Here is a 26,074-nt window from a genome sequence, read left to right on the forward strand (position 1 = left end):
GGCCGGGGGCGGCGGCGTCGAACCCGCCGGCGGGTAGGTCGGCGTCGACGGTGCGGCGTAGCCCTGCGGCGCGGCACCGTACCCACCGCCGCTCACGCCCTGCTGGGCAGGCTGGACAGGGACGCCGTTCCAGACGGTCTTGTCGGCGAGGAACGAGCTCCCCCAGGGCGACGGCGACGCCGCAGCCGGGTTCCAGCGGTTTCCGCTGAAGCCCAGGATGCCGAGCCAGATCCACACGCCCAGACCGCTGAGGAGGAACAGGAGGAGGATCGGCCATTCGCGACCGAACTTCGTGTTGACGCGCACCGCGGCCATGATCAGGACCACGAGCGCCGCCGGCGCGGCCAGGAAGTTCAGGATCGGGACGAATGACGCGATGACGACCGCCAGGATCGCCCAGGGCGAGATGTCACCGAGCTTGGCGAAGACCATGTAGTTGTACACCGGTACCCAGGCGCGCCACTTGCCCTCGACTCCGGCGCGTTCGAAGACCTTCATGAGAAGGAACGCGCTGATCACGTAGCCGATGAGGCCGATGACAGCGCCGAATGCGTAAAGGGCGCCGAGGGCGGCCAACCCGGCGGCATCCGACGCCCCGTAGGGGTCGCTATAAGCAAGGTGAAGGATGTCCACGTCGATCCTTTCGGACGGGTGATGGCACGCGCGGGTGCCAGCGAGAGTTTCCCGCGGCTCACATGTTAGCGAACCTGGGTATTTCCTGACACCCAGCGCGCGGATACGCTAGACGACGAGGTCTGTCTCACCGCGCGCGCCCTCACGGACGACCCACCCGGAATCATCCGCCCACGCGATGAAATCGTGGACGGAATCGAGCCGCGGAGCCGCCATGGCCAACGACCTCACCAACTCGCCCTTGGCGTGTTTGTTGAAATGGTTGAGTGCACGGACGGCTCCCTCTCCCCCCGCCGTGACTACCCGGACATAGGATCCGTCGACACCCGAAGGAACGGGGCCGAGTGCGGCGTAGGCCTCGGACCGCAGATCCAGGACGAACGACGGCGCCAGAGCCGAGAGCGCCGTTGTCACGGCATCGGCCCATACTCGCCGCAGAGCGGGCAAGCCGGGCACCGACGTCCCCGCGGCCAGACGATAGGCCGGGATGTGGTCAAGAGCGCCGATCGGTCCGAAAGGAGCGGAGTGGATGGCGACGTGCCGGGACAGCCAGGACCGTGCCGCGGAGTCGAGGCTTCCGGCATCCAGGGCGTCGAAGAGCACCCCGGTGTAGCGGTCGATCGCGGGCATGGTCGGGGCGGTTCGCAGGGCCGCGTTGTCGGCGACCTCGTGTCGGCGCTTCGCGCTCAGCTTGAGCACGCGCGCGGCTTCGTCCTCATCGGTCGAAAGGGCGATGAGAGCGTCGATGACGGCGTCGCGCTGAGGACGCAACGACGGCATCGCGAGGGCGTCGAGACGCAGCGGTGCGCCGACCCCGCCGGGTCGTTTGGTCTCAGAGGGAGGCAGGAGAACGAGCATGCGGATTTCCGGGAAACGACGGACGCGCGCCGCCCGGAGAACCGGGCGACGCGCGTCGCGATGAATGAGACGTCAGGACACAAGCGCGGCGTTGCCCGCCACGATCGTGAGTTCGTCGTTCGCCATCGACAGGAAGCCGTCCTGAGCGTTGGCGAGGATCTTCGAGCCGTCGGCGCGGGTGATGCGCACCTCGCCCTGGGCGAGGATCGCGAGCACCGGCTCATGCCCCTGCATGAGACCGATCTCACCCTCGACGGTCTTGGCCACGACGAGCGAGGCCTCCCCCGTCCACACCTCGGCGTCGGCAGACACCAGGCTCACGCGCAACGACATGTCAGCCGTTCTCCTTCTGGATCTGCGCCCACTTGGCCTCGACGTCGGAGATGCCACCGACGTTGAAGAACGCCTGCTCGGCGACGTGGTCGAAGTCACCCTTGACGATCGCGTCGAACGACTCGATGGTCTCCTTGATCGGGACCGTGGAGCCCTCGACACCGGTGAACTTCTTCGCCATGTACGTGTTCTGCGAGAGGAACTGCTGGATACGACGTGCACGCGACACGACGATCTTGTCCTCTTCGGAGAGTTCGTCGACACCGAGGATCGCGATGATCTCCTGCAGTTCCTTGTTCTTCTGCAGGATCTGCTTCACGGCGGTGGCCACGCGGTAGTGGTCGGCGCCGATGTAGCGCGGGTCGAGGATGCGGCTGGTCGACGTCAGCGGGTCGATGGCCGGGTACAGACCCTTCGACGCGATCTCGCGCGAAAGCTCGGTGGTGGCGTCGAGGTGCGCGAACGTCGTCGCCGGGGCCGGGTCGGTGTAGTCGTCGGCGGGCACGTAGATGGCCTGGAGCGACGTGATCGAGTGACCGCGGGTCGAGGTGATGCGCTCCTGGAGCACACCCATCTCGTCGGCGAGGTTCGGCTGGTATCCCACGGCCGAGGGCATACGGCCGAGCAGCGTCGAGACCTCGGAACCGGCCTGCGTGAAGCGGAAGATGTTGTCGATGAACAGCAGCACGTCCTGCTTCTGCACGTCGCGGAAGTACTCCGCCATCGTCAGCGCCGACAGGGCCACGCGAAGACGCGTCCCCGGCGGCTCGTCCATCTGGCCGAACACGAGGGCGGTCTTGTCGAAGACACCCGCCTCTTCCATCTCGCCGATGAGGTCGTTGCCCTCACGGGTGCGCTCGCCGACACCGGCGAACACCGACACACCACCGTGGTCCTGCGCGACGCGCTGGATCATCTCCTGGATGAGGACCGTCTTGCCGACGCCCGCACCACCGAAGAGGCCGATCTTTCCACCCTGCACGTAGGGGGTGAGAAGGTCGATCGACTTGATGCCGGTCTCGAACATCTCGGTCTTGGACTCGAGCTGGTCGAAGCTGGGCGCCTTGCGGTGGATGCCCCAGCGCTCGGTGACCTCGATGGTCTCGCCGGGAGCGCCGTTGAGCACCTCGCCGGTCACGTCGAAGACCTTGCCCTTGGTCACGTCGCCGACGGGCACCGAGATGGGGCCGCCGGTGTCGCGCACATCCTGTCCGCGGACGATGCCGTCGGTCGGCTTCAGGGCGATCGCGCGGACGAGGTCGTCGCCGAGGTGCTGAGCGACCTCGAGCGTGATCTCGGTCGACTCGTCACCGATGGTGATCGTGGTCTTCAGCGCGTTGTAGATCTCGGGGATCGCGTCATGCGGGAACTCGATGTCGACGACCGGGCCGGTGACGCGCGCGACGCGTCCGACGACGCCCGCGTCGGTCTTCTCGGCGGTGAGGCTCATGGCTTCTTCTCTCCTTGGGAACTTACTTGCCGGATGACAGAGCATCGGCGCCGCCGACGATCTCGGCGATCTGCTGCGTGATCTCCGCCTGACGCGCGTTGTTGCGCAGGCGGGTGTAGTCGGTGATGAGCTTGTCGGCGTTGTCGCTGGCCGACTTCATCGCCTTCTGCGTCGCGGCGTGCTTCGCGGCCGACGACTGGAGAAGAGCGTTGAAGATGCGGCTCTGGACGTACACCGGCAGGAGCGCGTCGAGGACCGTCTCCGCGTCCGGCTCGAACTCGTAGAGCGGGTAGATCTCGGAGTGCGACGGCGCCTCGTGAGCCTCGATGACCTCGAGCGGGAGCAGGCGGACCGACTCCGGCGACTGGGTCATCATGCTGACGAAACGGTTGTAGACGAGGTGGATCTCGTCGACGCCGTCGTTCTCGCCACCTGCGCGGTACGCCTTCAGAACGGCCTCGGAGATCTCCTCCGCCGTCGAGAACTGCGGGGTGTCGGTGTCACCGACCCACTGCTCGATGCTCGCCATACGACGGAACTGGAAGTAGCCGACCGCCTTGCGCCCGACGAGGTAGAACACCACCTCTTTGCCCTGCGACCGCAGCAGCTCGGCCAGCTCGAGACCCTCGCGGAGGATCTGCGAGTTGAACGCGCCGGCGAGTCCGCGGTCGGAGGTGAAGATCACCACGGCGGAACGGCGGATGTTCTCGCGCTCGGTCGTCAGCGGGTGGTCTACGGACGAGTACGTGGCCACCGCGGAGACGGCGCTCGTCACGGCGCGCGCGAAGGGAGATGCCGCGCGCACACGCGCCATCGCCTTCTGAATGCGCGAGGCCGCGATGAGCTCCATCGCCTTGGTGATCTTCTTGGTCGTCTGAGCAGAACTGATCTTCTGCTTGTAGACCCGCAGTTGTGCGCCCATGATTTACGTCCTCGTGTCGTCGCTACTCAGCGACGGCCCTTGACGATTCGCTCCTGGTTGACGTCTTCGGCCTCTGCGGCGTCGACCTTCTCCGCGCCGACGGGGCTCTGGTCCTTGCCGGGCTGGAATTCCTTCGAGAACTCGTCGACGTGCTTCTCGAGCTCCGCGAGCGTGTCGTCGCCGAGCACGTTGGTCTCGCGCAGCGTGTCGAGAACGGTCGAGTTGCGACGCAGGTAGTCCAGCAGCTCGCGCTCGAAGCGCAGCACGTCGGACACCTCGACCGCGTCGAGCTTGCCGTTGGTACCGGCCCAGATCGAGACGACCTGCTCCTCGACGGGGTACGGCGAGTACTGCGGCTGCTTGAGCAGCTCGGTCAGGCGCGCACCGCGGGCGAGCTGACGACGCGAAGCCGCGTCGAGGTCGCTCGCGAACATCGCGAAGGCCTCGAGGGAGCGGTACTGCGCGAGCTCGAGCTTGAGCGTTCCGGAGACCTTCTTGATCGACTTGACCTGGGCGTCACCACCGACGCGCGACACCGAGATACCCACGTCGACCGCGGGGCGCTGGTTGGCGTTGAACAGGTCGGACTGCAGGAAGATCTGGCCGTCGGTGATCGAGATCACGTTGGTCGGAATGTACGCCGAGACGTCGTTCGCCTTGGTCTCGATGATGGGCAGACCCGTCATCGAACCGGCACCGAGCTCGTCGGACAGCTTCGCGCAACGCTCGAGCAGACGCGAGTGCAGGTAGAACACGTCGCCGGGGTACGCCTCGCGGCCCGGCGGGCGACGGAGCAGCAGCGACACGGCACGGTACGCCTCGGCCTGCTTCGACAGGTCATCGAAGATGATGAGGACGTGCTTGCCCTCGTACATCCAGTGCTGGCCGATGGCCGAGCCGGTGTAGGGAGCGAGGTACTTGAAGCCCGCGGGGTCGGAGGCGGGGGCTGCGACGATGGTGGTGTACTCCATCGCGCCAGCGTCCTCGAGCGCGCCCTTCACCGAGGCGATGGTCGAGCCCTTCTGGCCGATGGCGACGTAGATGCAACGCACCTGCTTGTTGACGTCGCCCGACTCCCAGTTGGCCTTCTGGTTGATGATCGTGTCGATCGCGATAGCGGTCTTCCCGGTCTGGCGGTCGCCGATGATGAGCTGACGCTGGCCACGACCGACGGGGATCATGGCGTCGATCGCCTTGATACCGGTCTGGAGGGGCTCGTGCACGCTCTTGCGCTGCATGACGCCGGGAGCCTGGAGCTCGAGGGCGCGGCGACCCGAGGTCGCGATCTCGCCGAGGCCGTCGATCGGGTTGCCGAGCGGGTCGACGACGCGGCCGAGGTAGCCCTCGCCGACGCCGACGGAGAGCACCTCTCCGGTGCGGGTGACGCTCTGGCCCTCTTCGATGCCCGAGAACTCGCCCAGGACGACGACGCCGACCTCGTTCTCGTCGAGGTTCTGGGCGAGGCCCAGCGTGCCGTTCGCGAAGCGGATGAGCTCGTTCGCCATCACGCCGGGAAGGCCCTCGACGTGCGCGATGCCGTCGGCCGCGTCGACGACGGCACCGACCTCGGTCGCCGCAGCGCCGGTGGGCTCGTAGGCGTTGACGAAGTCCTTCAGCGCGTCACGAATGACGTCGGGGCTGATAGAGAGATCTGCCATTGTCTTCCTTCGTTCGTGGGGCACTCGGCCCCCAGATCCACGCCCATTCGGGCGGAAAGTCTTTAGCCTGCGATCCGCTGGCGGAGATCAGCGAGACGTGCGGACACGCTCGCGTCGATGACGTCGTCGGCGACCTGCACACGCAGCCCCCCGACCACCGTCGGGTCGATGACGGTGTTCAGCGTCACCGCTGATCCGTACCGGGTGCTCAGCGCGTTCTGCAGGCGGGTCTGCTGCTCGGCACTGAGGGGCGCCGCCGCGTAGACGGTCGCGACGATGCGCGCTCGCTGATCGGCGACGATGCTCTCGGCACGACGCAGCAGGGCACGCACTCGGCGGCCCCGCGCGTTCTGCACCAGCGACGAGACGACGAGTGCCGTACCGGCGCTCACCCGTCCGTCGAGGAGCTTCGTGACGAGCGCCCCCTTGGCGGAGGCGTCTCCGAGTCGTCCGCCCAGCGCGAGCTCGAGCTCGCCGTTGGCGGCGACCGTCCGCGAGAACGAGAACAGCTCGGGCTCGATGTCGGCCGACTCGGCCACGGCCGTGGCCCGCACGGCGAGTTCTTCGAGACCCTCGACGAACTCCGCGGAGTTCGACCAGCGCTGCTGGGCGGCGCTGGTGAGCAGAGCCACCGTGGCGGGACGATAGGAAGAGCCGAAGACAGCCGACACCAGCCCCGCGCGAGCGGGCGCCGGCACCGACGAGTCGGACAGCGCGCCGCTCAGCTGAGCCGACCCGCTTACGGCACCGACGGCCGCGAACAGTTCGCGCGCGACGTCGAGATCGACGCCGGAGGTGGAAGCCAGGGCCTCCGCCGTCGCGGTCCGCGCCTGAGTGGTCGCGCTGCCCATTACTTGGCCGCCTTCTCGGATGCCTCGAGCTCAGCGAGGAAACGGTCGACGACGGCGTTGGCGCGAGCGTCGTCCGCGAGGGTCTCGCCGATCACGTTGCCGGCGAGGTCGACTGCGAGGGTGCCGACCTCGGTGCGCAGCTGGACGAGAGCGGTCTGACGCTCCGCCTCGATCTGCGAGTGAGCGGCAGCGGTGATGCGCGCGGCCTCAGCCGACGCGGTCTCCTTGGCCTCAGCGACGATCTTGCGTCCGTCCTGGGTGGCCGTCTCGCGGATCTCACCGGCTTCGCGGCGCGCCTCGGCGAGCTGAGCGGTGTACTGCTCGAGCGCGGCCTCGGCCTGTCGCTGGGCCTCGTCGGCCTTCGCGATGTTGCCCTCGATGGCAGCACTGCGCTCGTCGAGCAGCTTCGCCATGCGCGGCAGAGCGACGCGCCACACCACGAAGACGATGACGATGAAGCAGACAGCCGACCAGATGATGTCGTAGGTCGCAGGGAAGAGCGGGTTGTGCGCTTCCCCCGCGGGCTCCGCGGCGAGAGTGACAAGAGCGTTCAGCATCCTGTCTCCTTACAGTGAGTCGAGAGCGGCCGGGATCAAGTGAAGATGAAGCCGGTCGCGATACCGATGAAGGCGAGAGCCTCGGTGAACGCGATACCGATGAACATCAGCACCTGCAGGCGACCCGCGAGCTCGGGCTGACGGGCGACGCCCTCGATCGTCTTGCCGACGACGATGCCCACGCCGATGGCGGGGCCGATGGCGGCGAGACCGTAGCCGATCGTGGCGACGTTACCGGTGACCTGGGCGAGAACCGTAGTTGCGTCCACGGGTTTTTTCCTTTCGTTGGGTGGCTCGGCGTGCGCCGGGCCGCTCAGTGCTCTTCTGCGACCGCGAGCTGGATGTAGACCGCGGTGAGGATCGCGAAGACGTACGCCTGGAGGAAGGCGACGAAGATTTCGAACAGGGTGAAGGCGAAGCCGAAGGCGAGAGAGCCGGCGCCGAGGGCCGTCCACCAGCCGCTGAGGTCGACCACGAAGAACTGCGTGGCCGAGAAGAACAGCACCAGCATGAGGTGGCCGACGACCATGTTCATCAGCAGTCGCAGCGTCAGCGTGACGGGACGGATGATGAAGGTCGAGAGGAACTCGAGCGGGACGATGATGATGTACAGCGGCCACGGCACGCCCGAGGGCAGGAGCGCGTTCTTGAAGAAGCCGCCGGGGCTCTTCTTGATACCGGCGTAGATGAACGTCACGTACGCGACGAGGGCCAGCAGCATGGGCACCGCGATGACGCTGGTACCGGCGATGTTCAGACCGGGGATGACACCCGTGATGTTCATGAACAGCACCATGAAGAAGATGGTGGTGAGGATCGGCAGGAAGCGCTTGCCGTCCTTGCTGCCGAGGATGTCTTCGGCGATGTTGACACGGACGAAGTCCAGGCCCATCTCGACGACGCTCTGGAAGCGGCCGGGGACGACCTTCATGCGTCGGGTTCCGATGACCAGGAACAGCACGAGCACGAGCGTGGCCAGCATCTGCGTGAGGTTGATGCGGGTGATCGCGAAGATCGTGCCCTCGAAAAGCACCGCGTCGGGGAAGAACTCGCCGATGGACGGCGGGTGGAACTCCGCACCCGCGGACGCGAGGTTCGTGATCAGGGTCGCAGCTTGAGTAGTCAGCGCTGGCTCCAGCTTCGGGGCATCGGTGTGAACCGTTGCGACGATGGTCGGTGAGAGTACCCAGAATGCAAGCCTGAGGGATAGCCCTGGTGCGGTCGGGTACTTACCCCACCCTATCAAACTCCCAGCGGATCCATGTGGCCGGTGCCAAGGATCCTCTCGGCACCGGGGTATCTCGGTTGCACACGCGGCGGGAGAACGATACGGCCGGGTGCCGACGGGTCAGGACCGTCGATCACCCTCGTCGGGGTCGGTGGGCAGGGTGACGTCGCTGGCGCTGGGGATGCGCATCCGGAGCAGCACGATCACATCGACCACCAGGGACGCCAGAACGCTCACGACGAGGGCGACGTAGAACGTCACCGGATCGACCCACGCCTGCTCGCGCAACACGACGATCGCGACGATGAACAGAACGAGCTTGAGCAGCCATCCCCCCAGCACGATACCGAAGAAGATCGGGACGTAGAGGGGGTCGCCGAACCAGCGGTTCGCGACGAGGATGCTCGTCGCGGTGACCGCGAGGAACACCGCACTGACCGCCACGCCGGCAAGAGCGCTGCCCAGGCCGCCCGCTCCCCCGACGGCGAAGCCCACGACGGCACCGACGATGAGCAGAACCGCGGTGACGATCCCACCCCAGACGAGCGCTGTGCGCAGCACCGGGGTGCTGGAGGGACGGCGGGCGGGACTGGTGCTGGTCATGAGTGGGACTCCGGTGAGGTGGGGCGCGCGCGGCGCGGGGAGAGGCGGCGCAGGCGATGAGACGAGGGCAGAAGGGTGAGCACGGCGCAGGCGACGACACCGACGGCTCCGAAGAGGATGCCGGCGAGGTAGTCGCCCGGCCAGCTCTGCTGGGTGCCGATGTACATCAGGAGGAACGCCAGGCTCACCACCGCCGTCCAGCTGTAGAAGATCAGAACGGCGCTGGTGTCGGTGTGGCCCATATCCAGCATGCGGTGGTGCAGGTGCTTTCGGTCGGGAGAGAACGGCGATCGCCCGGCCCACTGGCGCCGGATCACCGCGAGACCGAAGTCCAGCAGGGGCAGGAGGACGATCACGACGGGCAGCAGGATCGGGATGAACGCACCGAGCAACTGCGAGCGACCGATCTTCTCGGGATCGAGAACCGCGGGATCGAGCTGGCCGGTGATGGCGACCGCTGAGCTCGCCATGAGCAGGCCGAGCATGAGGGCACCGGCATCCCCCATGAACAGCTTCGCCGGCGTCCAGTTCATGGGAAGGAATCCGAGGCACGCACCGACGAGCACGGCGGCGATGAAGGAGGCGAGGTTGAAGTAGGTGCTGGCTCCGGTGTCGCGCACCAGCAGATACGAGTAGGCGAAGAAGACCCCGTTGGCGATGAGGCAGACCCCGGCCACCAGACCGTTCAGACCGTCGATGAAGTTCACGGCGTTCATCACGACGACCATCGCGAAGACCGTGAGCAGAAAGCTCACCCAGCTCGAGCCGACCGTGAGTGCGCCGATGGGGAGCGACAGGATCTGCAGTTGACCGAACCACGCGATCATTCCGGCCGCGACGAACTGCGCGCCGAGCTTGATCATCCAATCCAGATCCCACAGGTCGTCGGCGACACCGATGAGCACGATGAGCAAGACCGCTCCGAGCAGCCAGAGCACGGGGACCGGATCGGTCCAGAAGATCGAGAAGTACGGGTTCCGGCTCGACAGGGCGAACGCCGCCACCACGCCGAGGAACATCGCCACCCCGCCCAGCCGGGGCGTGGGGGTCTTATGCACGTCACGATCCCGGATGCCGGGATACAGCTTGAAGCGCAGGGCGAGCTTCCACACCACCCACGACAGCGCGAGAGTGACCGCCGCCGTGAACAGGATGGTGAGGAGGTACTGGGTCACGGACCCGGCGCCTCGGCATCCGTCTCCGACGACTCGGCCTTCGAAGCCTCGGCGGAGGGGGCCACGACGATCGGGGCAGGAGCGTCGGGATCGGGGTCCGGCTCGAGCAGGTCGCCGAGGACCTCGCGCAGCCTCTCTCGGGAGACGGCCCCTTCGCGCAGCACGCGCACACGAGGCTCAGTGCCGCCCACGAGGGTGGTGGCGTCGACGATGGTCGAGGCGATCCCGGTCTCGCTCACGCCCGAGTCCAGATAGGCGGCGACGCGATCACCGAGCATGTCGCGCGCGGAGTCGATGTTGACGGCCGCCGCCATTCCGGTGAGATTCGCGCTGGACACCGCCAGGGGGCCGGTCTCCTCGAGGAGTTCCAGGGTGAGGTGGTGTGCCGGCATCCGCACGGCGACCGTGCCATGCGTGTCACCGAGGTCCCACGACAGCGACGGCTGAGCGGGGAGCACGATGGTGAGTCCGCCCGGCCAGAATTCACGAACGAGATCATCCACCGCGGCCGGGATCTCGGCCACGAGAGCGCGCAGCGTGCCGATTCCGGCGACGAGCACGGGCGGGGGCTGCTGGCGACCGCGTCCCTTCGCCTCGAGCAGGCCCGCCACCGCACGCGCGTTGAACGCGTCGGCAGCGATCCCGTAGACGGTGTCGGTGGGGAGCACGACGAGTTCGCCGCGGCCGATCGCCTGGCGTGCGTGGCGCATGCCCGAGAGCAGCTGCGATTCGTCTCGGCAGTCGTAGACAGGTGACATATCGCGCGCAAGTCTACTTGCGCCCGGAGTCCGCCGCGTCAGGGACGCACGGCCGTCGTGGCGCGATCGCGCCCCGTGAGGTCCGGGTGCGTGGCGGCCGCTCGCCACCCGTCGGCGGTGAGCAGCTCGCGGATCGCCGCGCCCTGCCACTCCCCGTGCTCGATGACCAGGGTCGCCCCGGGGTGGCCGAGCCGGAGACCGACGCGCGACAGCTGGCGGACGGCATCCAATCCGTCCGGCCCGCCGTACAGAGCGGCGGGCGGGTCGTACAAGCGCACCTCGGGGTCGCGCGGAATCGCCTCGTCGGGAACGTACGGCGGGTTGGATGCCACCACCGAGACGGTTCCGTCGAGTTCGGGGAACGCGTCGGCCAGGTCGACGAAGGCGAGGGTGACGTTCGTCGCCCCCACGCGGGCGACGTTCTCCTTGGTCCAGATGAAGGCGTCGACGCTGTTCTCGGCGGCGAAGACCCGCGCGTGCGGAACCTCGGTGGCCATCGCCAGAGCGATCGCGCCACTCCCGGTCCCGAGGTCGACGGCGATCGGCGCGGGAGCGACGACAGCGCCGAGGGCGTCGATCGCCAGCTGAGCGACCATCTCGGTCTCGGGCCGCGGTACGAAGACCCCCGGTCCGACCGCGAGTTCGAGAGAGCGGAACGGGGCGACTCCGGTGAGGTGCTGGAGGGGTTCGCGGGCACACCGACGATCGACGAGCGGAAGCAGGGCTGCGGCGGCGGCCGACGGCATCCGGTCTCCGCGGATCGCGGCGGCCTGCACTCCCCCGCGCGACGTGCGGAGCACGTGGCCGACGAGGAGCTCGGCGTCCACCCGGGGGTCGGGGATGCCTGCGGCGGCGAAGCGGGCCTCGAGATCGCGAAGGACCTCGGCGACGGGAGCGGCCGTGGGGGCGGGGGGCGGTGCGGTCTCACGCATGACGGGGTCCGAGCCTAGTCGTGTCCCGTCACACACGCCTGTGTGTCGGGCGACTCGCCTAGGATGATCGCGTTCTCATCGACGGCGAAAGGCGACCCATGCCCGGCATCCACTCCGACATCACCTCTGCGTTCGGCGACACTCCGCTGGTGCGCCTGAACCGCGTCGCGGAGGGGACCGAGGCGCAGATCCTGGCGAAGCTCGAGTTCTACAACCCGGCGTCGAGCGTCAAGGACCGCCTCGGTATCGCGATCGTCGACGCCGCCGAGGCGTCCGGTGAGCTGAAGCCCGGGGGCACGCTCGTGGAGTCCACGAGCGGCAACACCGGCATCGCCCTCGCCATGGTGGGCGCAGCACGCGGCTACAAGGTGATCCTGACCATGCCGGCCTCGATGTCGAAGGAGCGCCGCATCCTGCTCAAGGCGTTCGGTGCCGAGCTCGTCCTCACCGATCCCACCAAGGGCATGTCCTACGCCGTCGACGAGGCAAAGCGCATCGTCGCCGAGACCCCGGGGGCCGTCTGGGCCCGTCAGTTCGAGAACGAGGCCAACCCGGCCATCCACCGGAAGACGACGGCCGAGGAGATCCTCCGCGACACCGACGGCAAGGTCGACTACTTCGTCGCCGGAATCGGCACGGGCGGCACCATCACGGGTGTCGGCCAGGTGCTGAAGGAGCGCGTTCCCGGCGTCAAGATCGTGGCCGTCGAGCCCGCCGACTCCCCCATCCTCACCAAGGGGCACCCCGGGCCGCACAAGATTCAGGGCATCGGCCCGAACTTCGTTCCCGCGATCCTCGATCGCGACATCATCGATGAGGTCATCGACGTCGAGTTCGACGACGCGATCCGCCTGGCGCGTGAGACGGCCGCCAAGGACGGCATCCTGGTCGGAATGTCGTCGGGAGCAGCCATCTGGGCCGCCCTCGAGATCGCGCGCCGCCCCGAGGCAGCCGGCAAGAACATCGTCGTGATCATTCCCTCGTACGGCGAGCGGTACCTCTCGACGGCTCTGTACGAGCACCTGCGCGAAGACTGACGTGGGGGCTCTTTCCCGCGTGCGCGAAGACGTCGCCGCGGCCAAGCTCCGCGATCCGGCAGCGCGCGGCGGGCTCGAGATCGCGTTGCTCTACCCGGGGCTCCACGCCGTCTGGTCGTACCGCGTCGCACACCGTCTCTGGCGTCGGGGACTGCGTTTTCCTGCGCGGGCGCTCTCCCAGCTCACCCGCTGGCTCACGGGCGTCGAGATCCACCCGGGCGCGACGATCGGGCGGCGGTTCTTCATCGACCACGGTATGGGTGTCGTGATCGGCGAGACCGCCGAGGTCGGCGACGACGTCATGCTGTACCACGGGGTGACGCTCGGAGGTCGCCAGCGCGAGGGCGGCAAGCGCCACCCCACGCTGCACGACGGGGTCGCGGTAGGTGCCGGGGCGAAGGTGCTGGGGCCCATCACGATCGGGGCGCGAAGCGCCGTCGGAGCGAATGCGGTGGTCACCGCGGACGCGCCGGCCGACAGCGTCCTCGTCGGCGTTCCCGCCAAAGCACGCCAGCGCCGGAGCGGAGAGGACACCCGGGCGGTCCTCACGACTCCGGAGTACTGGATCTGACCGACACCGTAGGCTCGGATCCATGACGCGCCTGCACGACCTGTCCGTGGTCGCGCTGGTCGCCGCTCTGCGGGCGGGGTCCGTGACCCCGGCCGAGCTCACGGACCACTACCTCGCCCGCATCTCGCGCGCCGACGGGCTCGGTGCGTTCGCGGAGGTGACTCCGGATGCCGCGCGCCACCGTGCAGCGGACCTCGCCGCCTCTCCCGAGCGGGGCCCGCTGTGGGGCATTCCGCTCGCCGACAAAGACCTCGTGGCCCGCGCGGGCGTCCCCACCCGCTACGGCTCGCGCTCTCGCGCGCACTTCGTGCCGACGGCATCCGATCCCCTCGCCGACGCACTCGACGCCGCCGGTGCGGTGAATGTCGGGAAGACCAGTACGTCCGAGTTCGGATTGACGGGCTTCACGGAGCCGCTTCTCCACGCGCCCGCGCGCGATCCGTGGCGTCCGCCCGCGGGTGCCGGTGGATCGAGTGGTGGGGCGGCCGTCGCGGTCGCGGCGGGGCTCCTTCCTGCCGCCGTGGGATCGGACGGCGGCGGTTCGATCCGCATCCCGTCGGCGACGGTCGGGGTCATCGGCCTCAAGCCGTCACGCGGACGCCTTCCGATCGGATCCGGGTTCGACTCCCCGGACGGGCTCTCGGTGTCCGGGCCGATCGCACGTACCGTCGAGGACACCGCTCTGCTTCTCGACGCCCTTGTGGGGCTCGCGCCGTTCCCCTACGCGACCGAGGCTCCGGGACACGGGCCCTTCGTGGAGGCCGTCGGACGAGACCCGCGGGGACTTCGCATCGGCGTCACCACGGTCTCACCGTGGGACGACGACGAGGACATCCGCCTCGACGCCGACGCACGCAGGGCGTTCGAGACAGCCGCCGCGTGGCTGTCGGACCGCGGGCACGACGTGACGGATGCCGCTTGGCACCCCGTCGGATACGCGGCGCTCTTCCACGTCCTGTGGCGAGCCAGCGCGGCGCGCATCCCCCTGACCGAAGACGACATGCGTCTCGTCGAACCGCTCACCGCGTGGCTCGTTCGCGAGGGCCGCCGTCTGTCCTCGCTCGAGCTGTTGGGCGGACTCTCGTCCGCGCGCGCGTTCGAGCGACGCACCATCGCCGACTTCGCCCGCTTCGACGCCGTGCTGACCCCCGCTCTCGCGCAGCCCCCGCAGCCGGTCGGTTCGTACGCCGGGCACAGTCCCGAACGCACGTTCGCGATGCAGGTCGAGTACGCGCCGTACTCCAGCTTCGTCAATGTCGCGGGACTACCCGCGCTGACCCTCCCCGTCACCGCGGATGCCACCGGCCACCCCGTCTCGGTGCAGCTCATCGGCCGCCCCGGCGGCGAAGCGGTACTGCTGGCCCTCGCCGCCCAGCTCGAGGATCGTCGCGGCCCTCTCCCCCACCCGCCGGCCTGGGACGACTGACCCGCAGCCGCGCGGGCGCCCGAAGTCCGGGGCGACGGCGACGTCGACGGCGGAGCACAACTCCTGCATTTCGCGATGTCGCGCACCTCAGCGGTGCCCGATGACAGCTACATGCAGGAGTTGTGCGCGTCGCCCGGTGCCCGCGGAGACGGCGGGCGTCGTTCCGTTTGCCGGGGAGAGCGTCGACGAACCGGCTCAGTCGCCCGCGAGGGCCGCGAGCCGTGCCTCTTCGTCGGCGACGATCGCCGACTCGATGATCGGGCCCAGGGCGCCGTCCATCACCTGATCGAGGTTGTACGCCTTATACCCCGTGCGGTGATCCGCGATGCGGTTCTCGGGGAAGTTGTACGTGCGGATGCGCTCCGAACGGTCCATGCCACGGATCTGCGACCGGCGCGCGTCGGCGGCGACCGCGTCGCGCTCCTCCTGCTGCTTGGCGAGCAGGCGGGCGCGCAGCACGCGCATCCCGGCCTCGCGGTTCTGCAACTGCGACTTCTCGTTCTGCATCGACACCACGATGCCGGTGGGCACGTGCGTGATGCGCACGGCCGAGTCGGTCGTGTTGACCGACTGCCCGCCGGGTCCCGACGAACGGAAGACGTCGATCTTGAGGTCGTTGGGGTCGATCGCGACCTCTTCGGGCTCATCGACCTCGGGGAAGACGAGCACCCCCGTGGTCGAGGTGTGGATACGTCCCTGCGACTCGGTCGCCGGGACGCGCTGCACGCGGTGGACTCCGCCCTCGTACTTCAGGTGCGCCCACACGCCCTGCGCCGGGTCGCTCGAGGATCCCTTGATCGCGACCTGGACGTCCTTGTATCCGCCGAGATCGCTCTCGGTGCGCTCGAGCAACTCGGTCTTCCAGCCCATGGACGCCGCGTACTGCAGGTACATGCGCAACAGGTCGGCCGCGAACAGAGCGCTCTCGGCCCCGCCCTCGCCTCCCTTGATCTCCATGATCACGTCGCGGGCGTCGTCGGGGTCGCGCGGGATGAGCAGGCGCCGCAGACGCTCCTGCGTCTCGGCGACCCGTTCCTCGAGCGCCGGGATCTCCTCCGCGAAGGCCTCGTCCTCGCGAGCGAGCTCGCGGGCGGCATCCAGATCCTCGGATGCCGCCGTCCAGGCGTCGTAGGCGTGCACGATGCGGCTGAGCTCGGCGTAGCGCCGGTTCACCCGCTTGGCGCGCGCCGCGTCGGCGTGCACCGCGGGGTCGTTCAGCTCGAGCTCGACCGCCTTGTGCTCATCGAGCAGTCCGCGGACCGACTCGAACATCGCGGGCACCGACATCGCGTCTGCCGCTCCGCTCAGCGGATGCTGTTGTCGTCACCGCCGCGCGAGGGCGCCGGGATGGACTTCTGCATCTGCACGAGGAACTCGACGTTCGACTGCGTCTCCTTGAGCTTGCCGAGCACGACCTCGAGAGCCTGCTGCGGCTCGAGACCGGCCAGCGCGCGGCGGAGCTTCCAGGTGATCTTGACCTCGTCGGGCGACAGCAGCATCTCCTCACGGCGGGTGCTCGACGCGTTCACGTCGACCGCCGGGAAGATGCGCTTGTCGGCGAGCTGGCGGCTCAGGCGCAGCTCGCTGTTACCGGTGCCCTTGAACTCCTCGAAGATCACGTCGTCCATCTTCGACCCGGTCTCCACCAGCGCGGTCGCGAGGATGGTGAGCGATCCACCGTTCTCGATGTTGCGCGCGGCGCCGAAGAAGCGCTTGGGCGGGTACAGCGCCGAGGCGTCGACCCCACCGGTGAGCACGCGGCCCGAGGTGGGTGCGGACAGGTTGTAGGCGCGGCCGAGGCGGGTGATCGAGTCGAGGAGCACGACGACGTCGCGACCGAGCTCGACGAGGCGCTTCGCGCGCTCGATGGCGAGCTCGGCGACCGTGGTGTGGTCCTCAGCGGGACGGTCGAACGTCGAGGCGATGACCTCGCCCTTGACCGTGCGCTGCATGTCGGTGACCTCTTCGGGGCGCTCGTCGACGAGCACGACCATGAGGTGGACCTCGGGGTTGTTGTGCGCGATGGCGTTGGCGATCTGCTGCAGCACGATCGTCTTGCCCGCCTTGGGCGGAGCGACGATGAGGCCGCGCTGACCCTTGCCGACGGGCGCGACGAGGTCGATGATGCGCTGGGTCAGCTTCTCGGGTGCCGTCTCCAGACGCAGGCGCTCCTGCGGGTAGAGCGGGGTGAGCTTGCCGAAGTCGACGCGCGTCGCGGCGTCGTCGACGGACAGACCGTTGATCGAGTCGACCTTGACCAGCGCGTTGTACTTCTGGCGGCTGGACTGCTCGTTCTCGCGCGGCTGCTTGATCGAGCCGACGACGGCGTCACCCTTGCGCAGGTTGTACTTCTTGACCTGGCCGAGCGAGACGTAGACGTCGCTCGGTCCGGGCAGGTAGCCGGTGGTGCGTACGAAAGCGTAGTTGTCGAGCACGTCGAGGATTCCGGCGATGGGGACGAGGACGTCATCGTCGCCGATCTCGGAGTCGAACTCGTCGCCCGTTGTGTTCGGGCCGCGGCGCTTGTTGCGCTGACGGTTGCGGTTGCTCGTGCCGCCCTGCTGCTGCTGAGCCTGCTGACCGTTCTGGGAACCGCCGTCGCGCTGATTTCCCTGCGCGGCGGCTTCCGCCTCGTCGCCGGCCGCGGCGGGCTGCGCCTCGGTCTTCTCGGCGGCGTCGGCCCGGTTGCGGTTGCGGTTTCGCGAACGGTTGCGGCCGCGGCCGCGAGCCGGCGTCTCGTCGGTGCTGTCGTCCGTGGCGGGCGCCTCGGTGGCGTCGCCCGCGGCGGTCTCGCTCTCCGCGCTCTCGCTGACGGGGGCGTCACCGGCGCTCTCGCTCGCGGCGGCGTCACCGGCGCTCTCGCTCGCGGCGGGGGCCTCCACGGCCTCGGCTGCGGGGGACGTCTGCTCGGATGCCGCGGCATCGGCCACCACATCGGCGGCGGTGGTCGCGGGGGTGGTCGCGTCGGCCTCGGGTTCGGCGACAGCCTCAGCTTCGGGGGCAGCGGTCTCAGCAGCAGCGGCCTCGGCGGCAGCGGCCTCGGCGGCTTCCGCAGCCGCCTTCTCCTTGGCCGACGCGGTGGTGGCGCGACGAGGCGCGCGCTTCCGCGGCGCCTTGGCGGGCTTCTCCGCCGCGGCGGGCTCCTCGGCAACGGCCGGCGCCTCCGCAGCGGGGGCTTCCTCGACAACAGCGGGCGCCTCGACAGCGGCGGGCTCCTCGGCAACGGCGGGCTGCTCGGCAGCGGGCTCTGCGGCCTCCGGGGCGGACGGCTCGGCGACGGCCTCGCTCGCCGCTTCCGCAGCGGGAGCCTCTGCGACGAGGGCGTCATCGCTGAACAACGCCTCCGGTTGCGCGGGATCGGCCGGTGCGGCCTCGGCGTCCGAGGCGTCTGCGCTCTCGGCATCCGGGGTCTCGACGGCCGCTTCGGCCTGTTCGGTGTCAGTGCCCTGCGCCTCGGCCGAAGGCTGTTCTTCGACGGGGTTCTCAGCGCCCTCGGGCGCGTCGACGGGCTGGGTCTCGGAGATGGACTCCACGAGTGCTCCTCAGAAAATGAAACGTGATCAGATCGCGCTTCGCCATGCAGAACGCAGACGAAGTGACACCAGCGGTTCGGGAGACTGCAGCCGATACCGGGTTCGCGATGTGTTGCGGATTTCGCAGGTGGTGCAGAGGCTCAGATTCGCGAATTACGCGGAACCCTCTGCGTTTTTCACTGTACCACCCTTGACGTCGACAGCGAGCATGAGGGCCTGCCACGGGGTGTCGACGACGGATGCCATAAGATCCGCCGCCGCGAGACGCTGCCCCGGACCGTCGGCCAGGACGAGGACACTCGGCCCCGCACCCGACACGACGGCGGCGTATCCCTCGGCCCGAAGTGCCCGCACGAGTCGATCGGTCTCGGGCATGGCCTGCGCCCGGTAGCTCTGGTGCAGCTTGTCTTCCGTGGCCGCCATCAGCAGCTCGGGGCTCTGCGTCATGGCGGCGATCAGAAGGGCCGAACGCGAGACGTTGAACACCGCGTCCTCACGCGGCACCTGCAGGGGCTGCAGGCTCCGTGCCACGGCGGTCGACATCGTGAAGCTCGGCACGAACACCAGCGGCGAGACACCGCGGTGCACGATGAGCTGCTTGTGCTGCGGGCCCTCGGCATCCATCCACGCGATGGTCAGACCGCCGAACAGGCCGGGCGCGACGTTGTCGGGGTGCCCCTCCATCTCGGTGGCCAGGCGCAGCAGGTCGACGTCGCTGAACGAGACGTCCCCCTCGAGCAGCCCCTTGGCGGCCAGGATGCCAGCGACCACCGCCGCCCCGGACGAACCCATGCCGCGGCCGTGCGGGATGACGTTGTGCGCCGTCAGCCGCAGTCCGGGCAAAGTGCGACCGACCGAGGCGTAGGTGTGCGCCATCGCGCGCACGACGAGGTGCGAGGCGTCACGGGGGACGTCGGCCGCCCCCTCGCCCTCGACCTCGATCTCGAGGCCGTCTCCGTTGAGCTGCTCCACGACGAGGTCGTCGTACACGCTCAGAGCGAGGCCGAGGGTGTCGAAGCCGGGTCCGAGGTTCGCGCTCGTCGCGGGAACGCGGACCGAGACTCGACGGCCGGGGCCTTCGGTCACGCGGTCACCGGCTGCAGGTCGAGCACCGAGGCGACCTCCGAGGTGGTCGCGTCGACGACGGTGGGCTGCACATCCGTGCCGTCGGACTGGCGAAGGGCCCACTGGGGGTCCTTCAGGCCGTGGCCGGTGACGGTGAGAACGACCTTGGCTCCGGCGGGGACGACCCCGGCCTCGGCTCGCTCGAGCAGTCCCGCGACGCTGATCGCCGAGGCGGGCTCGACGAAGATGCCGACCTCGCCGGCGAGGATCTTCTGGGCCTCGAGGATGCGGGCGTCATCGATCGCGCCGAAGTAGCCGTCCGTCGCATCTCGGGCTTCGAGCGCGAGCTCCCACGAGGCGGGGTTGCCGATGCGGATCGCACTGGCGATCGTCTCCGGGTTCTTCACGACCTCGCCACGCACCAGCGGGGCGGAACCGGCAGCCTGGAAACCGAACATCCGCGGCACGGTGGTCGCGACGCCGCGGGCGGCCTCTTCGCGGTAGCCGCGCGAGTAGGCGGTGTAGTTGCCGGCGTTGCCGACGGGGATGAAGTGGAAGTCGGGGGCGTCGCCCAGAACCTCGACGACCTCGTAGGCGGCGGTCTTCTGCCCCTCGATGCGGTCGGGGTTGACCGAGTTGACCAGGTGCACCGGGTAGTGGTCGGCGAGCTCGCGCGCGATCTCGAGGCAGTCGTCGAAGTTGCCGCGGATCTGGATGAGCCGGCCGTTGTGCGCCACCGCCTGGCTGAGCTTGCCCATCGCGATCTTGCCCTCGGGCACGAGCACCGCGGCGGTGATGCCGGCGTGGGCGGCGTAGGCCGCGGCCGACGCCGAGGTGTTGCCGGTGGAGGCGCAGATGACCGCCTTCGCACCATGCTCGACGGCGCGCGAGAGGGCGACGGTCATGCCGCGGTCCTTGAACGAACCCGTGGGGTTCATGCCCTCGAATTTGACCCACACGTCGGCACCGGTGCGGCGCGACAGCGCGGGGGCGGGCAGCAGCGGCGTGCCGCCCTCGCCGAGGGTGACGACGGTAGAGGAGTCGGTGACGCCCAGACGGTCGGCGTACTCGCGGAGGACTCCGCGCCAGAGGTGTGCCATGTTCAGTTCCCTTCCACGCGCAGCACGGAGACCACGCGCTCGACGACGCCGCTCGCGGCGAGACGCTCGACGGTCTCGCTCAGGTCCTGCTCGCGGGCTTTGTGTGTTCCGATGACCAGACGGGCGGAACCCGCGCCGATCGTTGAGCCTTCTGCTTCGGTCGCTGAGCCCGTCGAAGCGGCGGCACCCACGGATGCCTCGATGACGGTCTGCTCGACGGTCGCGATCGACACGCGGCCCTCGCTCAGGATGCCGGCGACGGTCGCCAGCACGCCGGGCTGGTCGTCGACCTCGAGGGTGATCTGGTAGCGCGTGATGACGTGCCCGATGGGCACGGCGGGGAGGTTCGCGCGCGTGGATTCGCCCACGCCCACTCCCCCGGCGATGTGGCGGCGCGCGGCCGAGACGACGTCGCCCAGCACGGCCGAGGCGGTCTGCACGCCGCCGGCGCCGGCGCCGTAGAACATCAGGTCGCCCGCGGCCTCGGCCTGCACGAAGACGGCGTTGTTGGCCCCGTGCACGCTCGCGAGCGGGTGCGTGCGCTCGACGAGCGCGGGGTACACGCGCACCGAGATGGACTCAGAACCGTCGTCGGCCGTGAGGCGCTCGCACACGGCCAGCAGCTTGATGACGTAGCCGGCGTGGCGCGCGGATTCGATCATCGCGGCGTCGACCGAGGTGATGCCCTCGCGGTGCACGGCGTCCAGGGGAACCGTCGTGTGGAAGGCGAGGCTCGCGAGGATCGCGGCCTTCTGCGCGGCGTCGTATCCCTCGACGTCGGCGGTGGGGTCGGCTTCGGCGTACCCGAGTTCCTGCGCCTGGGCGAGAACGTCGGCGAAGTCGGCACCCTCGGTGTCCATGCGGTCGAGTATGTAGTTCGTCGTGCCGTTGACGATGCCCATGATGCGCACGACGCGGTCGCCGGCGAGCGAGTCGCGCAGCGGGCGAATGATCGGGATGGCACCGGCCGCGGCGGCCTCGTAGTACACCTCGGCTCCGACCTGGTCGGCGGCCTCGAACACCTCGGAGCCGTGGGTCGCGAGCAGGGCCTTGTTGGCGGTGACGACGTCGGCACCCGAGGCGATCGCGTGCAGCACCTGGGTGCGGGCGGGCTCGATCCCGCCCATCAGCTCGATGACGATGTCGCTGCCGACGATGAGCGTCTCGGCGTCGGTCGTGAACAGCTCGCGCGGAAGGTCGGCGTCGCGCTTGCCGTCGAGGTTGCGCACGGCGATGCCGGCGAGTTCGAGCTTGGCGCCCGCGCGGTCGGCGAGCTCGTCGCCGTGCTTGAGCAGCAGGTCGGCGACCTGCGAGCCGACGGCGCCGGCGCCGAGGAGCGCCACGCGGAGCGTGCGGTAGTCGGTCATTCGGTGTCTCCGTGGGGTGTTGCGGTGAGGGCGGATGCCGGGACCCCGGCGTCGCGCGCGAGCAGATCGTCGATGGTCTCGCCGCGCACGATCACGCGGGCCTGTCCGTCGCATACGGCGACGACGGGCGGGCGGGGCGTGTAGTTGTAGTTGCTCGCGAGCGAGAAGCAGTACGCACCGGTGGCGGGCACGGCGAGCAGGTCGCCGGGCGTGACGTCCCCGGGGAGGTATTCAGCATCCACGACGATGTCTCCCGACTCGCAGTGGTGACCGACAACGCGCGAGAGCGCCGGCGTCGCGGAGCTCGTGCGCGAGACGACGCGCGCCGAGAAGTCGGCGCCGTACAGGGCGGGGCGGGCGTTGTCGCTCATGCCGCCGTCGACGCTGACGTAGGTGCGCTCGAGTCCCTCCGCCGCGGTGACGGTCTTGACCGTGCCCACCTCGTAGAGGGTCACGCCGGCCTGGCCGACGATCACGCGGCCGGGTTCGGTGGCGACGTCGGGCATCGGGATGCCGCGCACCGCGCACTCGTCGGCGATGGCGTCCAGGATGCCGTCGGCGATCTCTTCGATGGGCTTCGGGTCGTCGACCGAGGTGTACGAGATGCCGAAGCCGCCGCCGACGTTGAGCAGGGGGATCTCTCCCCCGGCGAGCAGATCGGCGTGGAGGTCGACGAGGCGCGCCGCCGACTCGCGGAAGCCCGACGAGTCGAAGATCTGCGAGCCGATGTGGGCGTGCAGGCCGACGAAGCGCAGGCTCGGCAGCTCGCGGATGCGCGCGACGGCCTCGGCCGCCCCCTCGAGCGAGAAGCCGAACTTCTGGTCCTCGTGGGCCGTGGCGAGGAAGGCGTGAGTCTCGGCGTGCACCCCGGTGCGCACGCGGACGAGCACCGACTGCACCGCCCCGCGCCGCTCGGCGACCGCGGCGAGGCGCTCGATCTCGATGGGGCTGTCGACGACGACCGAGCCGATCCCGACCTCGACCGCCCGCTCGAGCTCGCGCACGCTCTTGTTGTTCCCGTGGAAGCCGAGTCGCGCGGACTCCGCTCCCCCGGCCAGGGCGACCTCGAGTTCGCCGAGCGTGCAGACGTCGACCGAGAGCCCCTCGTCGACGACCCAGCGGACGACCTCGGTCGACAGGAAGGCCTTGCCCGCGTAGTAGACACGAGCCCGGATGCCGTGCCGCTCGGCCGCAGCGTCGAAGGCCGCGCGAGCGCGACGGGCGTGCGCGCGCACCTCGTCCTCATCGAGGACGTAGAGCGGAGTGCCGAACCGGTCGCGCAGGTCGAAGACCGACACCCCGCCGATCTCGACCGAACCGTCGTCGATGCGGTGTGCGCTGGCGGGCCAGACGGGGGCGACGAGCTCGTTCGCTTCGGCCGGAGCGGTGAGCCACTCGGGCACGAGCGCGGAGTGCGAGGCGGACACGGAGGAACCTATCGGGTTTGGCGGCGACGCGACGGCCGCGGATCACGGCTCCCACCCCCGCGGAGAGTCACGCGGCGGGCAGTCCGATCAGTCTAGAGCACGGCGTGTGCTGCTCCCTTCCCGTCGGCTGTCGCCGAAACGCCCGCCCGTGAGACGTATCGTCGTGACGCGGCTCGACAGAGTCCCTTTCATCGCGCTGTCCTGGTAGACGCGTACGCGCCCCGGCTCCGACGCGGTCACCCGGAGCACGTCGCCCTCCGCGCACGCCACTCCGTTCAGCGCCCGAACCACCGGATCGGCCGTGTCCTGTCCCTGCACCGTGGCCGACGCTCGTGCGGTCCCAGCCGCATCGCAAAGCTCGACCGTGTAGTAATCCTGCCCCGCGAAGTAGATCGGATGCGCCTGATTGCCAAGCGAGGTCGCGATCAGTTGCGACCCGTCGGCGCTGATAGCGATCGACCCGATCATCACGTCGTAGAAGCCGACGAACTCAAGTGCCGACACCGCGGTCACCGCGACCGTCTGCTGAAGGATCTCAAGCGTTCCCTCGGGCGATCGCAGCAGCGCGTAGACCCGCCCGGTGGACGACCCGACCTGGAGGGCGAGCGCCCCACGCTCGACAAGAGAGCTCCGTGCTCCGTTCAGACTTCTGAGATCGTCCACCCAGACATCGGACGCGACGGAGTCTCCGAGGTAGACCGAGGAGATCGAAGACGACAGGGCCCCCGTCGGGGGGTTGTACGGAACGATCCTTTCGACAGGGGCATCAGTCGATAGGAGAGAGGTCCAGATTTCGTGCACTAACGCAGGAAGCGAACTGACCTCCGCGAGAGCTTCATCTGTCACCGGCACGCCCCAGGCGCGGAAGAAAGGACCCAAATTGCGATCGGTAACCGTCGACGTCGCATGGACGAAGAGGTCGATCTTCTGTTGGTCAGTCTGCGGTCGGAAGGCTCCCCGCGCGCGCCGCACGCGGTAGTACTGACTCAAGGCCGGGTAGAAAGACTCGCCGAACGACCTGCGCAGCTGGTCGAAAAGAAAAAGAGGGTAGAACGGGCTCTCCGCGGTGAGGGCGGCGAAGTCGCGGTCCTCCTGTGCCTGCGCGAGATAGCGCTGCACTCGATCTTGCAGTCCCGGCGATCGGTCAAGCATGTTCTGGCCGGTCATCTGCTTCTGCAGAGCGAGCGACGAGATGTTGACCGTCACTTCCCCGAGGCCTGTCCAGGTGTAGTCGGGGGTCTGGTACGTGTGCCCCATCTCATGCCACAGAACCCAGAGATCGGTGTTCTTGACCATGGCCGCACTGGCTCCGGAACTGACGTGAAGCGACAGCCACTGTGCCGTCGCGAAAGCGTAGGCACCACCGGAGTCGGGACCCGCGATGTAGATGCGGCCCGAGTACTTGCGTGCAACGCCGACGGCGTCGTAGCTGAGCCCGTACACTCCGTCCGTCAGGTCTCGGATCAGATCGAGGCGCGTAGCCAGTTCGTGAGGATCGTAGACGGATGCCACGTCCGGTGCATCGAGGACGCGTCGCTGCACGTCCGCGAAAACACGGTCGGAAACGTGCGTGACGATGGGCGCATCGGCGTAGTCATCCAACTGACGGGAGAAATCCGTTCTCGTGCTGACTCCCTCCACCCAGACAGGCTGAGCTCTGCCGCCGGCGATCGTCACGACGACCGCAGACCAATCGCTGTGATTGATCAGGAACACAAGCCCGTCGCGGTCGGCGACGATCGAGTTGGTTCCTCCTGCCAGCACGGTGTGGGCGAGCTCCGCGGACCCATCGGAAGAGAAAGCGGCCATCGGCCCTCGGGATCCGATGGCTACTTCGAGCCACCATGACGGCGTACCGTCGACGTGCACGGTGAGCACGTCTCCGGCGCGAACCCAGCGACCCGTCGGCTGCGGATCGCTGTGCGGCATCCCGCGGTTCTCTGGAGAGATGATGTCGTCCTGACTGCCGTGGGGCAGCGCGATCACCCGCGTGGACGACCCGTCGACGGCGTGCGCGATCACCGCATCATGGACGACCTGGACCGTTGCCGTGCCATGATCACTTCCGACGGCGGCCGTGACGATCCCGATCCCGGGCTCGCACACCGTTCTCACGCGAAGAAGCGTCTGGAATGTACCGTCGCCTGCGGTGGTCCCCACCGGCTGGTAGAAGAAGGCGGGGACGCCGTCCACCGTAAGCGCCACCGGCACGCCCGGCGCGGGGGCACCCGCGGCATTGAGAACCGAGACTTGTAACCCCAGTACCTCCCCGGCGAGCACGACGGTTCGCCAGAGGACCACGCTGATCTGAAAGCGGTCGCTTGCCGCATAGGCGGGTGTCGCGGCGAGCAGGGTGACGGTCGGAGCGGCCCACGCCGCCGCGACGATCACGTTGCGTCGCGTCGGGTTCCGCGACACCTCGGAAGATCGATCCACATTCGTCCTTTCCGCAACGACCGCGGCCCCGTCGATTCGACGGGGCCGCGGAAGTGGAGTCCTCTACGAAACCGCCGGGGGGCCGTCCCTTATACACATCTGACGCTGCCGACGACCTTACGCGGTGCGACGTCTCTGCTCGTCCTATCACATT

General features: G+C 68.7%; 24 protein-coding genes. 3 read left to right on the forward strand and 21 right to left on the reverse strand.

What is annotated here, in order from left to right:
- The 14 genes from NS220_RS16565 to prmC form a co-directional block, all read right to left on the reverse strand.
- The coding region (locus NS220_RS16565) for a DUF5684 domain-containing protein (RefSeq protein WP_058625112.1) at window positions 1–633 on the reverse strand (633 nt) is incomplete at its 3' end.
- Between the two features lie 108 nt (window positions 634–741).
- Entirely contained in the window at window positions 742–1,491 is a 750-nt protein-coding gene (locus tag NS220_RS16570; protein ID WP_058625113.1) for a YaaA family protein, read from the reverse strand.
- 72 nt (window positions 1,492–1,563) lie between these two features.
- Window positions 1,564–1,824, reverse strand: a complete 261-nt coding sequence (locus NS220_RS16575; RefSeq protein ID WP_058625114.1) for a F0F1 ATP synthase subunit epsilon — start codon at window positions 1,822–1,824, stop codon at window positions 1,564–1,566.
- A 1-nt stretch (window position 1,825) separates the two neighbouring features.
- Window positions 1,826–3,274 carry a F0F1 ATP synthase subunit beta gene (gene atpD, locus NS220_RS16580; RefSeq protein WP_058625115.1) on the reverse strand — a complete coding sequence of 483 codons (1,449 nt, stop codon included), beginning with the start codon at window positions 3,272–3,274 and terminating at the stop codon, window positions 1,826–1,828.
- Window positions 3,275–3,296: 22 nt separating this feature from the next.
- On the reverse strand, window positions 3,297–4,196 hold the full coding sequence (locus NS220_RS16585) for a F0F1 ATP synthase subunit gamma (protein WP_058625116.1): 900 nt from the start codon (window positions 4,194–4,196) through the stop codon (window positions 3,297–3,299).
- A 26-nt stretch (window positions 4,197–4,222) separates the two neighbouring features.
- A complete protein-coding gene (gene atpA, locus NS220_RS16590; protein ID WP_058625117.1) occupies window positions 4,223–5,854 on the reverse strand; it encodes a F0F1 ATP synthase subunit alpha in 1,632 nt (543 codons plus the stop codon).
- Window positions 5,855–5,916: 62 nt separating this feature from the next.
- Complete coding sequence (locus tag NS220_RS16595) at window positions 5,917–6,705, reverse strand: F0F1 ATP synthase subunit delta (protein WP_058625118.1); 789 nt, start codon at window positions 6,703–6,705, stop codon at window positions 5,917–5,919.
- A complete protein-coding gene (locus NS220_RS16600; protein ID WP_058625119.1) occupies window positions 6,705–7,262 on the reverse strand; it encodes a F0F1 ATP synthase subunit B in 558 nt (185 codons plus the stop codon). The genes NS220_RS16595 and NS220_RS16600 overlap by 1 nt, the downstream gene beginning before the upstream one ends.
- 35 nt (window positions 7,263–7,297) lie before the next feature.
- Entirely contained in the window at window positions 7,298–7,531 is a 234-nt protein-coding gene (atpE, locus tag NS220_RS16605) for a F0F1 ATP synthase subunit C (protein WP_043360904.1), read from the reverse strand.
- A gap of 44 nt (window positions 7,532–7,575) precedes the next feature.
- Window positions 7,576–8,388, reverse strand: coding sequence for a F0F1 ATP synthase subunit A (gene atpB, locus NS220_RS16610; protein ID WP_440589477.1), 813 nt, complete (start codon window positions 8,386–8,388; stop codon window positions 7,576–7,578).
- A gap of 222 nt (window positions 8,389–8,610) precedes the next feature.
- Window positions 8,611–9,093 (reverse strand): hypothetical protein, encoded by a 483-nt coding sequence (locus NS220_RS16615; RefSeq protein WP_058625120.1) that lies wholly within the window; start codon window positions 9,091–9,093, stop codon window positions 8,611–8,613.
- A complete protein-coding gene (locus NS220_RS16620; protein WP_058625121.1) occupies window positions 9,090–10,268 on the reverse strand; it encodes an MraY family glycosyltransferase in 1,179 nt (392 codons plus the stop codon). The genes NS220_RS16615 and NS220_RS16620 overlap by 4 nt, the downstream gene beginning before the upstream one ends.
- A complete protein-coding gene (locus NS220_RS16625; protein WP_058625122.1) occupies window positions 10,265–11,026 on the reverse strand; it encodes an L-threonylcarbamoyladenylate synthase in 762 nt (253 codons plus the stop codon). Before NS220_RS16625 ends, NS220_RS16620 begins: the two co-directional genes overlap by 4 nt.
- 38 nt (window positions 11,027–11,064) lie before the next feature.
- Complete coding sequence (gene prmC / locus NS220_RS16630; protein WP_058625123.1) at window positions 11,065–11,958, reverse strand: peptide chain release factor N(5)-glutamine methyltransferase; 894 nt, start codon at window positions 11,956–11,958, stop codon at window positions 11,065–11,067.
- A 98-nt stretch (window positions 11,959–12,056) separates the two neighbouring features.
- Here prmC and cysK point away from each other — a divergent pair, with 98 nt between their 5' ends.
- From cysK to NS220_RS16645, 3 genes are read left to right on the forward strand one after another with little or no spacing between them, the layout of a single operon-like run.
- Window positions 12,057–12,995 (forward strand): cysteine synthase A, encoded by a 939-nt coding sequence (cysK, locus tag NS220_RS16635; RefSeq protein WP_058625124.1) that lies wholly within the window; start codon window positions 12,057–12,059, stop codon window positions 12,993–12,995.
- A 1-nt stretch (window position 12,996) separates the two neighbouring features.
- Window positions 12,997–13,566 (forward strand): serine O-acetyltransferase EpsC, encoded by a 570-nt coding sequence (gene epsC / locus NS220_RS16640; protein ID WP_058625125.1) that lies wholly within the window; start codon window positions 12,997–12,999, stop codon window positions 13,564–13,566.
- Between the two features lie 22 nt (window positions 13,567–13,588).
- Window positions 13,589–14,992 carry an amidase gene (locus tag NS220_RS16645; RefSeq protein ID WP_058625126.1) on the forward strand — a complete coding sequence of 468 codons (1,404 nt, stop codon included), beginning with the start codon at window positions 13,589–13,591 and terminating at the stop codon, window positions 14,990–14,992.
- Window positions 14,993–15,187: 195 nt separating this feature from the next.
- On the opposite strand, the gene prfA is transcribed toward NS220_RS16645, so the two are convergent.
- The 7 genes from prfA to NS220_RS16680 form a co-directional block, all read right to left on the reverse strand.
- On the reverse strand, window positions 15,188–16,264 hold the full coding sequence (gene prfA, locus NS220_RS16650) for a peptide chain release factor 1 (protein WP_058625134.1): 1,077 nt from the start codon (window positions 16,262–16,264) through the stop codon (window positions 15,188–15,190).
- A 32-nt stretch (window positions 16,265–16,296) separates the two neighbouring features.
- Window positions 16,297–18,525: a transcription termination factor Rho gene (gene rho / locus NS220_RS16655; RefSeq protein WP_058625127.1), complete on the reverse strand. Its 2,229-nt coding sequence runs from the start codon at window positions 18,523–18,525 to the stop codon at window positions 16,297–16,299.
- 153 nt (window positions 18,526–18,678) lie between these two features.
- Window positions 18,679–19,611 carry a homoserine kinase gene (thrB, locus tag NS220_RS16660; protein WP_058625128.1) on the reverse strand — a complete coding sequence of 311 codons (933 nt, stop codon included), beginning with the start codon at window positions 19,609–19,611 and terminating at the stop codon, window positions 18,679–18,681.
- The gene (gene thrC, locus NS220_RS16665) at window positions 19,608–20,690 is read right to left on the reverse strand and encodes a threonine synthase (protein ID WP_058625129.1); all 1,083 of its coding nucleotides are present in this window, start codon (window positions 20,688–20,690) and stop codon (window positions 19,608–19,610) included. Before thrC ends, thrB begins: the two co-directional genes overlap by 4 nt.
- Before the next feature lie 2 nt (window positions 20,691–20,692).
- On the reverse strand, window positions 20,693–22,057 hold the full coding sequence (locus NS220_RS16670; RefSeq protein ID WP_058625130.1) for a homoserine dehydrogenase: 1,365 nt from the start codon (window positions 22,055–22,057) through the stop codon (window positions 20,693–20,695).
- Window positions 22,054–23,484, reverse strand: coding sequence for a diaminopimelate decarboxylase (gene lysA / locus NS220_RS16675; protein ID WP_058625131.1), 1,431 nt, complete (start codon window positions 23,482–23,484; stop codon window positions 22,054–22,056). Before lysA ends, NS220_RS16670 begins: the two co-directional genes overlap by 4 nt.
- Before the next feature lie 87 nt (window positions 23,485–23,571).
- The gene (locus tag NS220_RS16680; protein WP_058625132.1) at window positions 23,572–25,920 is read right to left on the reverse strand and encodes a M60 family metallopeptidase; all 2,349 of its coding nucleotides are present in this window, start codon (window positions 25,918–25,920) and stop codon (window positions 23,572–23,574) included.
- Window positions 25,921–26,074 lie beyond the last annotated feature (154 nt).

The organism is Microbacterium testaceum, from assembly GCF_001476655.1.
Taxonomy (GTDB): domain Bacteria; phylum Actinomycetota; class Actinomycetes; order Actinomycetales; family Microbacteriaceae; genus Microbacterium; species Microbacterium testaceum_C.

Bases quoted from the DNA above. Each gene is read 5' to 3' on its own strand.
- atpA (WP_058625117.1), bottom strand. From the start codon at position 5,854: ATGGCAGATCTCTCTATCAGCCCCGACGTCATTCGTGACGCGCTGAAG.
- NS220_RS16625 (WP_058625122.1), bottom strand. From the start codon at position 11,026: ATGTCACCTGTCTACGACTGCCGAGACGAATCGCAGCTGCTCTCGGGC.
- NS220_RS16670 (WP_058625130.1), bottom strand. From the start codon at position 22,057: ATGACCGACTACCGCACGCTCCGCGTGGCGCTCCTCGGCGCCGGCGCC.
- NS220_RS16575 (WP_058625114.1), bottom strand. From the start codon at position 1,824: ATGTCGTTGCGCGTGAGCCTGGTGTCTGCCGACGCCGAGGTGTGGACG.
- prmC (WP_058625123.1), bottom strand. From the start codon at position 11,958: ATGCGTGAGACCGCACCGCCCCCCGCCCCCACGGCCGCTCCCGTCGCC.
- NS220_RS16585 (WP_058625116.1), bottom strand. From the start codon at position 4,196: ATGGGCGCACAACTGCGGGTCTACAAGCAGAAGATCAGTTCTGCTCAG.
- NS220_RS16615 (WP_058625120.1), bottom strand. From the start codon at position 9,093: ATGACCAGCACCAGTCCCGCCCGCCGTCCCTCCAGCACCCCGGTGCTG.
- NS220_RS16600 (WP_058625119.1), bottom strand. From the start codon at position 7,262: ATGCTGAACGCTCTTGTCACTCTCGCCGCGGAGCCCGCGGGGGAAGCG.
- NS220_RS16645 (WP_058625126.1), top strand. From the start codon at position 13,589: ATGACGCGCCTGCACGACCTGTCCGTGGTCGCGCTGGTCGCCGCTCTG.
- thrC (WP_058625129.1), bottom strand. From the start codon at position 20,690: ATGGCACACCTCTGGCGCGGAGTCCTCCGCGAGTACGCCGACCGTCTG.
- NS220_RS16570 (WP_058625113.1), bottom strand. From the start codon at position 1,491: ATGCTCGTTCTCCTGCCTCCCTCTGAGACCAAACGACCCGGCGGGGTC.
- prfA (WP_058625134.1), bottom strand. From the start codon at position 16,264: ATGTTCGAGTCGGTCCGCGGACTGCTCGATGAGCACAAGGCGGTCGAG.
- atpD (WP_058625115.1), bottom strand. From the start codon at position 3,274: ATGAGCCTCACCGCCGAGAAGACCGACGCGGGCGTCGTCGGACGCGTC.
- NS220_RS16595 (WP_058625118.1), bottom strand. From the start codon at position 6,705: ATGGGCAGCGCGACCACTCAGGCGCGGACCGCGACGGCGGAGGCCCTG.
- cysK (WP_058625124.1), top strand. From the start codon at position 12,057: ATGCCCGGCATCCACTCCGACATCACCTCTGCGTTCGGCGACACTCCG.